General features: G+C 45.0%; 13 protein-coding genes. 6 read left to right on the top strand and 7 right to left on the bottom strand.

The features are described 5' to 3' along the window. Positions 1-16: 16 nt before the first annotated feature. The 5 genes from DW819_RS10505 to DW819_RS10485 form a co-directional block, all read right to left on the bottom strand. Entirely contained in the window at positions 17-427 is a 411-nt protein-coding gene (locus DW819_RS10505; RefSeq protein WP_118733240.1) for a ribonuclease Z, read from the bottom strand. 10 nt (positions 428-437) lie between these two features. Next, the gene (locus DW819_RS10500; RefSeq protein ID WP_279220951.1) at positions 438-2219 is read right to left on the bottom strand and encodes a ComEC/Rec2 family competence protein; all 1782 of its coding nucleotides are present in this window, start codon (positions 2217-2219) and stop codon (positions 438-440) included. A gap of 203 nt (positions 2220-2422) precedes the next feature. After that, positions 2423-3403: a hypothetical protein gene (locus tag DW819_RS10495; protein WP_118733238.1), complete on the bottom strand. Its 981-nt coding sequence runs from the start codon at positions 3401-3403 to the stop codon at positions 2423-2425. 171 nt (positions 3404-3574) lie between these two features. Beyond that, positions 3575-3886, bottom strand: coding sequence for a hypothetical protein (locus DW819_RS10490; protein ID WP_118733237.1), 312 nt, complete (start codon positions 3884-3886; stop codon positions 3575-3577). A gap of 86 nt (positions 3887-3972) precedes the next feature. Further along, positions 3973-4293, bottom strand: a complete 321-nt coding sequence (locus DW819_RS10485; protein ID WP_118733236.1) for a helix-turn-helix transcriptional regulator — start codon at positions 4291-4293, stop codon at positions 3973-3975. A gap of 389 nt (positions 4294-4682) precedes the next feature. Here DW819_RS10485 and DW819_RS10480 point away from each other — a divergent pair, with 389 nt between their 5' ends. The 6 genes from DW819_RS10480 (at position 4683) to DW819_RS10455 (ending at position 10017) form a co-directional block, all read left to right on the top strand. Next, complete coding sequence (locus DW819_RS10480; protein WP_118733235.1) at positions 4683-5060, top strand: helix-turn-helix transcriptional regulator; 378 nt, start codon at positions 4683-4685, stop codon at positions 5058-5060. Positions 5061-5197: 137 nt separating this feature from the next. After that, positions 5198-7063, top strand: a complete 1866-nt coding sequence (locus tag DW819_RS10475; protein ID WP_118733234.1) for a recombinase family protein — start codon at positions 5198-5200, stop codon at positions 7061-7063. Beyond that, positions 7056-7775, top strand: a complete 720-nt coding sequence (locus DW819_RS10470; RefSeq protein ID WP_118733233.1) for an integrase — start codon at positions 7056-7058, stop codon at positions 7773-7775. Before DW819_RS10475 ends, DW819_RS10470 begins: the two co-directional genes overlap by 8 nt. Continuing rightward, positions 7735-8127 carry a hypothetical protein gene (locus DW819_RS10465; protein ID WP_243025796.1) on the top strand — a complete coding sequence of 131 codons (393 nt, stop codon included), beginning with the start codon at positions 7735-7737 and terminating at the stop codon, positions 8125-8127. The genes DW819_RS10470 and DW819_RS10465 overlap by 41 nt, the downstream gene beginning before the upstream one ends. Continuing rightward, positions 8124-9104, top strand: coding sequence for a hypothetical protein (locus DW819_RS10460; RefSeq protein WP_118733232.1), 981 nt, complete (start codon positions 8124-8126; stop codon positions 9102-9104). The genes DW819_RS10465 and DW819_RS10460 overlap by 4 nt, the downstream gene beginning before the upstream one ends. Beyond that, positions 9094-10017 (top strand): DUF6551 family protein, encoded by a 924-nt coding sequence (locus DW819_RS10455; protein WP_118733231.1) that lies wholly within the window; start codon positions 9094-9096, stop codon positions 10015-10017. The genes DW819_RS10460 and DW819_RS10455 overlap by 11 nt, the downstream gene beginning before the upstream one ends. On the opposite strand, the gene DW819_RS10450 is transcribed toward DW819_RS10455, so the two are convergent. Beyond that, a complete protein-coding gene (locus tag DW819_RS10450; protein WP_118733230.1) occupies positions 10018-11412 on the bottom strand; it encodes a recombinase family protein in 1395 nt (464 codons plus the stop codon). Further along, complete coding sequence (locus tag DW819_RS10445) at positions 11354-12862, bottom strand: recombinase family protein (protein ID WP_118733229.1); 1509 nt, start codon at positions 12860-12862, stop codon at positions 11354-11356. The genes DW819_RS10450 and DW819_RS10445 overlap by 59 nt, the downstream gene beginning before the upstream one ends. Positions 12863-12974: the final 112 nt, after the last annotated feature.

The raw sequence follows: 12974 nt of genomic DNA, 5'->3' as shown, positions 1-12974 counted from the left end.
GTTTTCCTCCTTTTTATCAGCCCTTTACATACCACTCCTGTGTGATCTTCTCATGAGAGCTGCCTGCGAACTCTTCTGTTGTCTTCTGTTTCCACTCCGACAGATCCAGAGTACAGCAAAGATCTGCAGGGTAGGTTCGGTTCCAGTGAAACAGAATCAGCTCCTCAATCTGTTCTTTGTACTGCGCCGGATCCTTATCCTCCAGAAAACAGTATTCGCCTGACCGGATATTCTGAAATCCGTTTTCCGCCACTGCAATGCGGCTCTCATCTTCTTTAGGAAACTGCTTTCGGCTGTACGCATTCATCCACAATTTCTTATCTCCTGCCAGCTCCAGCATGTGCTGACGCAGCACACGATCCTGACTCTGACGGCGTTTGTTGAACATCATTCCATTTTTATCATCTACACATACCATTACGATCATCGTTCTCCTCCTATCTTTTCCAGCTTTTCCAGGTTATATGGTGCCCGTCTGTTTTCCAGATGATAGCGCCGCTTTCTTTTGTCTGCAGGATCTCACTTCCACAGTCCGAAAGACGCTTCAGCGCATCCGGATGCGGATGGCCGTAGCGGTTTTTTTCTCCGCAGGAGATCACGGCATAATCCGGATGCATCCAGCCAAGGAAAGCTTCGCTGCTGGAATATCCTGAGCCATGATGCGCGACTTTTAATATCCGGATTTCATTTGCTTCCGGCATGGCTGCCCTCCATCTGTCCCAGATCTGGCCTGCATTCTGCGCATCCTCCGACTCCAGCGCAATCAGCTTTTTCTCTCCGTCTGCACTCATATCACCTGTTAAGAGCATATGAAACACTCCGTAATCCAGACAGAATACCAGAGAATGCTCATTGCGGTCCGTACCGGATGCCGATTGGCCTCGCCCGGAAGCAGACTCCGGGTACAGGCATGTAAGATGAAGCCCGGCATCCCTGCTTTCTTCATAGCCCCGCGCGATCCACAACACCTCTCCCCCCTGCTGGACGCACAACTGTTCAAGACGCCCATACACATCCTCTCCCTTTCCGATTTCCGGCATGGCCAGCTTTCTGATCAAAACAGCATCGGAAGCTCCTCTCGCCTTCTCCGCTGCTTTCTGCTCCATCAGCCAGCTTATCCCACTGATATGATCCCAGTCCCCATGCGTGACAATAGCCAGGTCAACCTGACGGATGCCCATGCTTTTTAAAAACGGTTCCAGACGATATCGGCCCAGTTCTTTCTGATCGGTACTGCCGCCATCCACCAGAATCACCTCGCTCTTGGTCCGGATGCAGATACCATCCCCCTGTCCGGTGTCCAGAATGGTCACTTCGAGACCGCGGACTGCCGGTGGACGCAAAAAAGTCAAGGCCGCAAGCAGAAGGAAAACCATGACTGTCTCCGATTTCCCATACAGGCTCCTGAGAATCCCCAAACCAGATTTTACCGCCGGTTCTGACCACCCCGGCACCCGGTATGCCAGTGCGGACTTTCTGTATCCACTGACAACAAATGTTATGATAACTCCCAGCACCATATAATACACCAGGATCTGCCACAGCTTTGGCCTCCCGCACAACAGGCTGCTGCCCGGAAGCTTCATAAAGCACCTGCAGCAGAATTCGTACCAGGCAAGCACGGCACGGCCGCCTCCGGTTATCCATGTACCCGCATGAATCGAAAACAGACTGCCCAAAATACCTCCGGCACCGGTTCCCACAATCACTCCCGTCAGCGGGACTACCAGAAGATTTAAAGCAATTCCATAAAGCGGATAGGAAAAGAAATGCCACAGGATGATGGGGAGGGAAACCAGCTGCATACAAAGTGAGAGGCGCAGCGTCTGTCCCCACGGATGGATTTCGCCACACTCTGTTTCCGGCGAAGGTTCAGCCATGGATGAGCTCACAGCTGATTCCTCCATTTCTTTTGCCAGTCCGATTCCTCCGATGGCCGCAAACGAAAGCTGCACGCCGGCCTGGTCGATCAGATACGGACTATTCCACAAAAGCATCAGAGCCGCCAGCCCCATGGCCGACAGAAGATCATAGGTACGTCCCAGATAAGCTGCCAGAAATCCGCACAAGGTCATAATGAAAGCGCGGATCACAGAGGGAGACGCCCCGGTCAGAACACTGTAGCTCATCAGGATCAGGCTGCCCGCAACAGCAGCTTTTCCATATCCGGCTCCCGCCTTTCGCAGAAGACCGTATGCCGCCATGCTCACCAGCGACAGATGCAGGCCCGTCTGGGATTTTCCCCTGTCATTTATAGAGAGCGTAACTTCTTATTAAAAAGGGATACCTAGCCCTCACGGCTTAGGGGGACTATCCCCTATAGGATATGCTCCCGGGGATAGCTTGAAAATCACATAATTTTCAGATTTGTATAATTTCTCAGAATTGTTTTTATGCACATTGTTGTACTTCACATATAAAGCTACTTAGACAGAGCGATCTCTGCCAAATCATTTTCCCTCACTTCAAACACTTTTAGTGTTTCAGGCGGTACTGAATTTCCAGCAAGCAATGACCCATATTCTTCTGCATTATAAAAATAGATGGATATAAATCTTCTCAAAAAAGTGATATTATCATATACTTTTTTCGGTATGGTTTCTTCCATATAATCAGTGAAATCAAAGCCACAAGAATATAAAAGTCCTTCATAATCTCGATAAGCATCTCTATAATTTATTGGAGCAAAAGTTTCCATTTCTGACCAACGACTAGCATACTCTAATACATAACATTTTCTCTTTTTGGCCATCCAACCATAGCATAAATTGTATGTAGTAGAAAACTGTCCATTTACTGCTGAACACACATCATCCAATGTATTCAATATTTCCGGGCATCTATCAATAGTCGAATACCTTTTCATTTCATCTAGTGTTGCATGAATGAAGCACTCCACAGTTGCACCATAATAATATAATTTAGTGGCAAGATAAGTGAGTTTTTTAAAGCTTTCACATCTTGAATATCCTGTGCAAATACGTTCTCTGCCATTGTAACATTCTGGACAGACTTCTTGGTTACTCAATATCGGATAATTTTTCCCTTTAATTTCTATTTTACGTCCATCAACATCCACTTTAATTTTGTGTTCCAATAAAAATTGAGATAAGGGGGTATTCTCTTGGAGCATGGTTCTTAAATCAAGAATACCCTTATCCACAAAGGAATAGATTTCATCTTCTGTAGATGTTGTCATATGACGGCACACTATTTGCAATTGACTGCTATCGTATTCATTTAATTTTAAGTCGAACTTTCTCACCAATGTTTCTGGTGTTAATGTATCAGGATTAACCCTACTAAAATAATCCTCAACCGTTTCCTTGTCTAACTTAAAGTACTCACAGAATTTTTCTACAAGTTCTGTTGAACTATCGTTAAAAAAATCAAAAGTTATCATAATGTTCTCCTGCATTTTTATATGTATTTGGGATTAAGCTGTTTTTCTTTTATATTTCAATATCCAAATTACTTTGGTGCTTATATCACTTCAACTACTTCAAATTACTTTTTATTATACCAAAAATGGTGCAGCTATCCAATCTCAGCCACACCATTTTTGATAATCAGGTTACAGTTCATTTTCTCTTTCTTTAAAAAGCACCCCGTAATCGAACATCTTCATGCTCTGATATCTGCCTATACTCATGAGATTTGATATGATGATCTCCACATCCTTATCTTCCGTGTCCGGCAATCCAAGTCTTCTGCATACCCTCTCATACGCTTCCAGCATCTGTGAATATAACTTTTCGCAGTATTCCCCTTCTGCAAACTCATCTTTTACCACACTACTTTCCGCAACTGGGTACTCCTCAAGATTGTAGCTTCCGCTCATCAGATCATAGATTTTTGTTTTGAACTCCTCATCTTTTACACTCATTATGTATCCTCACTGCTTTCTTCTGCCGTGGAAAGTGCATAGAAAAAGGGGAAACAATCAATCAGATACAATTGAACTGCTTCCCCTTATTTCTTCAATGATCTCACGAAGTTCATTAAAATTCTCCGCTCATCAGCATTTAGGTTATCCCATGTTTCCAATATCTCTTCCTGCTCATCTGTCAGATCTGGTCTCATGCCGTCCCCGGCAAAAAACTGTGCTAGTGAAATTCCGAATGCATCACAGATTCTTTCCAAAGTCGGTATCGTTGGAATGCTCTCTTGCTTGATTATATTCCCCAAAGCTGTCTGTGACATATCAGTGAGCTGTGCGAGTCGGTACTTGGAAACCTTATGCTTGCTGCATAATTCTTTTACCCTTTTCGGGATATAGTCCTCTGTACGCAAGTAAATTACACCTCTCTTCTGCTCTGCGATACATTTATTTTAACCGCAAACCAGAATAAATATTAGAACCATATCTCTTTAGCAATTTACTCCACTATACTTTACTATATGAATAAAAAAATATGAACAGCAGCACACCGCAGTTCAATATGTTTTTCTTATAATACCTTGTTTTTCCCTGTTTCTTTCACTTCCATGTTGTCCAGTTCCACCATCAGCATAGCATCTTTTACACTTCCCATCAATAAAAATCGTTCGACAAATGTCTACACGCATTGACATCAGGCTGTCCGGAAATACTCCACTACGCTTGATTAAATTACATAACTTTTTATTACCCGCTGATGGATAATTTATTTGCGTAAGAAAAAGAAACAGGAGGTAATATTATGAATGAATCACTTTCGTCTGTAAACCACAGGCAGATTGGATACCGCATTAAGGAAGTCAGGGAACAGAACAATTTTTCACAGGCACGTCTTGCAGAGGAGACGGAACTCTCCATATCCTACATAAGCCATATTGAGAATGCCAAACGCAAGGCAAGCCTTGAATCCGTCATCCGAATTGTAAACGCCCTTGGAATAACGGTCGATGAACTGCTCGCCGGAGTCCAGCTCCACAATCCGACAGCCTATCAGACCGACCTTGATCTGCTGATGGCTGAGTGTACGGAAAATGAGAAACGCTTCATTTACGAAATGGAAAAAGCAAGCATCGACAGCATGCATAAAAACGGATGGCATATCTCGGATGATGAAGCCTAGATGCTGCGGCACACTATTTTCACACATAAAATTTTGCTTTGAAATAGACTATGCGGATATGCCTGTCCGTATGGTCTATTTTATTTTTGTATGAAAATTTTATAATAAACCACATCATAAGAAAAAGGTGGTAAGACATGAGAGATAACGAACAGAAAGCTGGTTCCATTGCGGACCAGAAAAATAAGATCAGGGAGCGGTATAAAGGCGTCAGCATTGATGAACTTGACGTAATTCCGGCACTTCCGCAGGAAGATATATTTGCAGTTGAAAATGAACAGAGGGTAGCTGTTTATGCAAGGGTATCCACGGATGATCCAAGACAGACATCTTCTTATGAGTTGCAGAAAAACCATTACCACGATGTCATCAGCAAAAGTCCGAACTGGAAGCTCGTACAGATCTATGCGGATGAAGGCATCTCCGGCACTTCCTTACAGCATCGTGACCAGTTTAAATTGATGATCGAGGACTGCAAGAAAGGGGAAATCGACCTCATTGTTACCAAGAGCGTATCCCGTTTTGCCAGAAATGTCGTGGACTGCATAGGATATGTCCGTGAACTTCTAGCCCTTCCGCATCCTGTCGGTGTCTTTTTTGAGACGGAAAGACTGAATACCTTTGACCCGAAAAGCGAAATGGTACTCTCTTTCATGGCTACCCTTGCACAGGAAGAAAGCCATACCAAAAGCGAGATCATGAATGCTTCCATTGAGATGCGTTTCCGAAGGGGAATTTTCCTCACACCAACCCTTCTCGGCTATGACCATGACGAGGACGGGAATTTGGTGATCAATGAAGGGGAAGCAAAAATCGTGCGTCTGATATTCATGATGTACTTAAACGGTTGCACCTGTCAAGAAATTGCTGATACCCTGACGGAACTTGGCTGTGAAACAAAGAAAGGAAATACCGTCTGGTCTTCCGGTTCAATCCTTCAGATACTGCAGAACGAGAGGCACTGTGGTGATGTACTTGCACGAAAGACCTATACTCCGAATTATCTGAACCACAAATCAAAAAAGAACATGCAGAACCGTCCGCAGTACAGAAAACGCAATCATCATGAAGCAATCGTCTCCCGCGATGATTTCATTGCTGTCCAACGGCTCATCAGCAACGCCAAGTATGGAAACAAAGGGATACTGCCGGAACTGAAGGTCTTATCTGAGGGAATATTAAAAGGATTTGTATCCATCAATCCACGCTGGGCCGGCTTTAAGGAAAATGATTATATCAGTGCTTCCTTAAGTGTATATGACCAAATGGATCAGCTTCCTCCGTCCTCATCCCCCGTTGAGGTGCAGTCCGGGGATTTTGACCTGCGCGGATATGAAATTGCACGTTCACAGTTCTTTGACGGCACTGACCGTATTACCGTGACATTCAGTCTGAATGATATCAAATTCTCAACCGCAGCAGTAAGAAAATTAAGCAGTACACTGGTGGAGCTTCTGATACACCCAAACAAGCGTCTCTTTGCGGTAAGGACTGCCTTGCAAGCTCACAGAAATGCCATGCAGTGGGCAAAGAAACGTGGAGAACTTTCTATCCCAAGGGCAATCAGCGGTACTGCCTTTATGCCGACCATCTATTCCCTTCTCGGTTGGAACTCGGACTGCCGTTACCGTATAACGGGAATCAGACGTGGAAATGGAACAGATGCTGTCCTTCTTTTCAATCTGGAAGAGACCGAAATCTTCATCCCAAGTGATGTGATCGATGAACAACAGATATCCGATGAACAGCCGGACGTAAAGCCATTCACTGACAACCTGAAAAAGAATGTCCGTGCTTATCCGCCTGACTGGGCGGACACTTTCGGGAGCAACTACTACTGCCACGCACAGGCACAGGAGCTTGCCGGATTTAATGACCAGAACACGCTTTCCAGTGAAGCCGTTGCATACAAAGATTCAGACATACAGGTAACCAGTCCTGACGAAGTAGAAAAAAACATAGAACAGCTTATGTCTGACATGAAGGAGAACCGTAATGAATGAACAGCCAAACAATGAAACCATAACGCAGTCCTCTTCGAGGGATCTGCAGATCATCGAGGACGATGCCTTCAGTTACGAAGGATATCAAGTAGTGCGTGGAGAATTCTTCGCCCACACTTATGAACCGTCCTTTACCTTTAATGCAAACAAAGTATCCGTGAATACTGCATGTATCAAAAAACTGCCCCAGACAGATTTTGTGCAGATCCTTGTAAATCCGGATGAAAAGAAACTCGCTGTCCGCCCCTGTCAGGAAGATGAGAAGGACTCTTTCCGCTGGTGCTCTGCAACCAAGAAGCGTTCCCCAAGACAGATTACATGCCGTATCTTCTTTGCCAAGGTCATAAGCCTCATGGAATGGAATCCAAGCTACCGTTATAAACTGCTCGGCAAGCTGATAAGGTCTGATAATGAGCTTTTATTTGTCTTCGACCTTACCACTCCTGAAATATACGTCCGTGCAGAAAAAGCGGATGGCAAAACAAAAATATCCCGCACCCCGACATATCCTGCGGAATGGCAGAACCAGTTCGGTGTCCCTGTTGAAGAACACCAGAGCAATTTACAGGTCAACATGTTTGACGGCTATGCAGTCTTTGGAATTTCTGAGAATACGCAGCCGTCAGAAGAAAATGAAAACACAGCAGAACCGCCAAAGGAGGAAACACACTATGAACAATCAGCCCTCTTCCCAGCCAATCCTATGCATTGACTTAAAGAAAAACCGTATCCGAATACATAAACTTACCCTTCATATGCTCGGCGACCCGGAATACATCCAACTTCTGGTAAATCCATGCACCCATATGATTGCCGTAAGAAAAAGTGTCTGTCAGGATTATCTTGCACACCATGTCAGGGCATGTTATTCCGACATCAGAAACAGTTATGAGTTATACAGCCGTGAACTGCTCCAGACATTAAGGCAGACCAACTCGGAGCTTTCCAACAACAGGTCATACCGCATCTATGGTGCAATAAATCAGAAGGAAGGACTGGCAAGTTTCTCCATGCAGGAATGCGTCCTCGTGGATGACTCCGCCAGAACGGAGGAAATAGTATGAGTGACAGTCAGACACCAGAATTTGAAACCGACAATGGCTTTTTAGAACTTATCCAGCCAAGAGATGAAAAATATATGGAGGAACTTGAAGAAGATATCTTTGACCACGGCTGCCGTGATGCCGTATGTGTCTGGGGAAACACCCTCATAGACGGGCATCTCCGCTATTCCATCTGTAAGAAATGGGATATCCGCTTCAATATCCAAAGGCTTATCTTCCAGAGCCGTGATGAAGCAGAGGCCTATCTGTGTGCGGAGCAGCTCAAACGCACCGACCTTACAAGTGAATATAAAAAGTACCTTATCGGCAGACTCTTCCGGGCGGATATGAATGCTGCCAGTGCTGCTTTTTTAAAGGAGCATCCTGAAAAGCAGCCCAATGCTGACGGACAGATATCACAGAAATATGTACAGAAAACCGAGATTGCCACTATTATCGGAAAGGAATACAACTTCGGTTTTTCCACCGTCACAAAATATGATGTGTATGCAAGGGCACTTGATGAGATCCGTGCCAAAGGACCTGAAATAACCAACAGGATATTAAACGGGAATCTCCGTGTGTCTCATGAAAATGTCATCGAACTGTCGAGGCTACCCATCGAAGATATCAATGGACTCAAAAGACTGCTCGAAAGCAGTTCTATCGACCGTATCGGCTACTCCCAGTTACGGCATGAACTGAGATGGCAGAGACTGCCGACAGGGAAGCCTGATTACCGCAGACGCCGACGGGAAAGGGAAAATGCCGAAGCCGGAATCAAACAGATGCCTGTTACCGACCCGGATGCAGAACTGACAAGCCTTAAATTTACCATCCCGTCATGGTCAAAGACCATATCAAGGACAATGGAGCTTACGGATTTTCCTTCTACCTCTGCATCAGCCCGGCAGGAAGTAAAAACGCAGCTTGTGAACCTTACAAGAAAAATAAACAGACTGCTTAGGCAGTTGGAGGAGGACTCAGATGACAGATGACCCTATAATAACGGAACAGACAGACCTCATGCAGTATGTTCCCAAAGTACACTTTGAGCAGATTCCCATTAAAAATCTTGTATCCAATCAGGAATACCAGCGTAACCTCTCACAGCATCATGTCCAGCGTGCTGCTGCGAACTTTGACCTGTACCAGATAAATCCTGTAAAGGTCAGCCGCCGTAACGGTATCAACTATGTATTCAACGGACAGCATACCATTGAAATCGTGGCACTCGTCTCCGGCTCAAGGGAAACTCCCGTATGGTGTATGGTTTATGATGACCTCGTATATGAGCATGAAGCCGATATTTTTGCAAACCAGATGAAATATGTAAAGCCCCTGCTGCCCTATGAAATATTCATGGCAAACATTGAGGCCGGTAATGATAAGCAGCTTATCATCCGTGATCTGGTGGAATCCTACGACCTTTCCATCACCCCGTCTTCTGTTCCGGGCGGTATCTGTGCCGTTGCCACGCTTGAAACCATCCATGACAAATACGGCTACCACATGCTCGATCATGTAATCCGCCTGATCGTTGCAACATGGGAAGGAGCTGCCCAGTCCTTCAGTGCAAATATGATGAACGGACTGGCACGCTTCCTGAATGCCTACGGGAATGCCGTCAAGGATGATGTGTTTAAGGAAAAACTTGGAAGAATATCCATTAAGGAACTGTCCCGTACTGCCAAAGACAGACGTTCCGGCTCTCTTGGATTTGCAGAGGCACTCCTTATCGGCTATAACAAGAAATGCCGTAATCCGCTTCCGTGGGATAAGCTCTACACACATAAGCTGCCACAGAAGAAAACGGATGAGCCAGAGTCAGAAGAAGAAAATGATGATGATATGCCCCAGAGCAGCCAGCTTGACTTATTCGGTCTGAATGATGACGAGGTTTCCGAATGATCATACGGAAACCTTTACCCTGCTGCCTTCCAGAAATGCAAATTCATATTTCTTTACCCCGAATATTGTTATCTCTTCCAAGACAAGCTGTGCGGCTTCAGGAACATACTTCTGGAGCTGTCCGCTTTCCGTTGCTTCCATCATCTGCACCGCCCTTATCTTCTCAAGCGGAGTCCCTTCTGCTTTCATTGCATTCCATCTTTCCATGTTCTTTTCCCGTTCATTGACCAGTCGGTTGAATGCCTTTACAAATCCCTTTTCCAGATTGGCATTGTCTACATAAGCGTTGGTGCATGCCACCTTTCCATCCTTACGGTGGTTCTTACACTGCCATTGTATGATTCCCCTCGATTTCCAAGAATGTCTTGTAAAAAGGCTTCCGCATTCCCCGCAGAAAATCTTCTCACAGAATGGATTGCATTCCGAACCGTAACTGTAACGGTCCGTCCCATGTTTCTGCATAAATTTCTCCCTACGGTCAAATTCTTCCTGAACCGCATTCCATGTTTCCTTATCAATGATTCCCTTATGGCTGTCCTTTACATAAACCTGTGCCACTTCCCCGTTATTCTTTACCTGACGCTTGGTGAGGAAATCAGCCGTATAGGTTTTCTGCAGTAGCGCATCGCCCATGTGCTTTTCCTGTTTCAGGATTCCGACCACCGTGCTTGCATACCACTTGGTCTGTCCGAGGCATCCCGATACCTGTTCCTCTTCCAGTTCTTTCGCAATCTGTGCAGGATTCAGCCCCCAGAGGAAATCCCTGTAGATGCGTCTTACCGTTTTTGCCTGTTCCCTGTTGATGATGAGCTTTCCATTCTCATCCTTGTCATACCCCAAGAATTTGAATGTATTGAGATGCATCTCACCGTTCTTGAATTTCGTGCGGATGCCCCATTTACAGTTCTCTGAAATGTTTCTTGATTCATCCTGTGCAAGGGAGCTTAAGATGGTGAACAGAAGCTCACCCGTGGAATCCAATGTGTTGATGTTTTCCTTCTCAAATATGATGCCGATCCCTAAGTTCTTTAATTTTCTGGAATATGCCAAGCAGTCCTGCGTGTTCCTTGCAAAACGGCTGATGGATTTTGTTATGACAAGGCCTATCTTACCGCCCTCGCAGTCTGCGATCATCTTTTTGAACTGTTCCCTTTTCTTTGTGTTTGTACCTGAAATGCCTTCATCTGCATAGATGCCGGCCATTTCATAATTCTCATGCTCGTTGATATATTTTGTATAATACTCGACCTGTGCCTCAAAGCTGTGGAGTTGATCTTCCTGGTCCGTTGACACACGGCAGTAGGCTGCCACCCTTATCTTCTTTTCCTGTACCGCCTTATGCCCTGTCCGCACCTTTTGGCTTCTTGCTGGTATAACTGTAACGCTTCTTGCCATTCTTATCATCCTTTCTCTGAATATAAATATCTTTTTTGATCTCTCCCCATCCCTTTATGATGGTATCCGGAACCCTTGTCCCATCACAGAAGTCTTTCCCCTTCCGCTTTCTCCCATTGCATACCCATATGACCTTATGGTTTTTGGTGTTTACATGCCTCACGAGTCTGCTTCCGCATAATCCGCAGAAGATCTTCTCCCTGTACGGATACTCTGTTTCCGTATTTTCAGGAATTGGCTCCGGCTTTTTCTTCTTATGCCTTCTTTTCCATGAGGCTTCTTTCAGATAGGTAAATTCCTTTTTCCCCTTATCTGTCTGTTTTTCCCCTATATACATATTTTCATCGAAATGCCATGCCCCTCGCAGGACTCCATCCGGAATGTTTATCCCCTCGCAGAAGGACCTCCCATACCGCTTTGTACCGCTGCATCCCCAGTTCAGCCTGTTGCCGTTACTGTAGATTCTTTTGTAAAGCGGGTGTCCGCATCTGGCACAATAGATCTTGTTCATGTATGGATAATTTTCTTCCGTGAATTCTTCGATCACTGAGCCTTCCGCAAGATAATCCCGCTTTGCTTCCAATGCATCCTGTGCTTTCTGCCAGAGTTCGGGGGAAACAATGGCTTCATGGTCATCCTCGATGTACCAGGCATCTACTTCTCCCCTGTTTCTGACCAGTTTTCTTTCTTCATTTACAAAATACTTATGCATGATGTAATCGCCTTTGTAGATTTCATTTTCCAAAATACGAAGCACCGTGCTATCAAGCCATTTTGCACCACCCACCGTTTTTACATTATTTTCATTCAGGTAGCGCTTAATAGCTGCAAGGGTATATCCCTGTGCTGCCATATCATAGATTTTTCTTACCCATACCGCTTCCTCTTCATCTGCAATATAGACTCCCCGCTCATCCTTCTTAAATCCGAAAGACCGCTCAAGGTACTGCACGGGGATCCCTGCCTCGTACTTTCTCTGGTACACCATCTTTGCACCAACGCTTCCGCTCTCGCTTTCTGCCTGTGCAAATGCAGCAAGGATCGTAAGCATAAGCTCGCCTTCCCCTGACAGGGTATTGATATTCTGGAGTTCAAAAAAAACACCAACATTCAGTTCTTTCAGCTTTCGTGTAGCTTCCAGAACGATTGAGGTGTTTCTTGCGAACCGTGATACGGATTTTGTTAATATAAGGTCTATTTTTCCCTTACGGGCATCTGCTAACATCTTCTGCAGACCGGGACGTTTTTCCTTGAATCCTGATATGGCAAAGTCACTGTAAACTCCGGCATACTCGTAATCAGGATTACTGGTAATGACTTCTTTATAATGCCTGATCTGGTTTTCCAATGAATTTTCCTGTTCATCCGCATCCGTTGAGACACGGCAGTAGGCGCATACCTTAAGTTTTTGCTTCTGTCTGCTGTTTCCTTCCCTTATCTGAATCTCCAAATTCTTTCACTCCTTTCTCTTTGGGTAGTCTATATATCACTCTGAAAGCCAATAATAGCAAGTACAATCTGCGATACCTTTCACCTTTCTTTCCTTGGCATAAACAGAAAAA

Source organism: Clostridium sp. AM33-3 (genome assembly GCF_003480315.1).
Taxonomy (GTDB): Bacteria; Bacillota; Clostridia; order Lachnospirales; family Lachnospiraceae; genus Brotaphodocola.
This window is presented reverse-complemented; position numbering and strand designations above follow the sequence as displayed.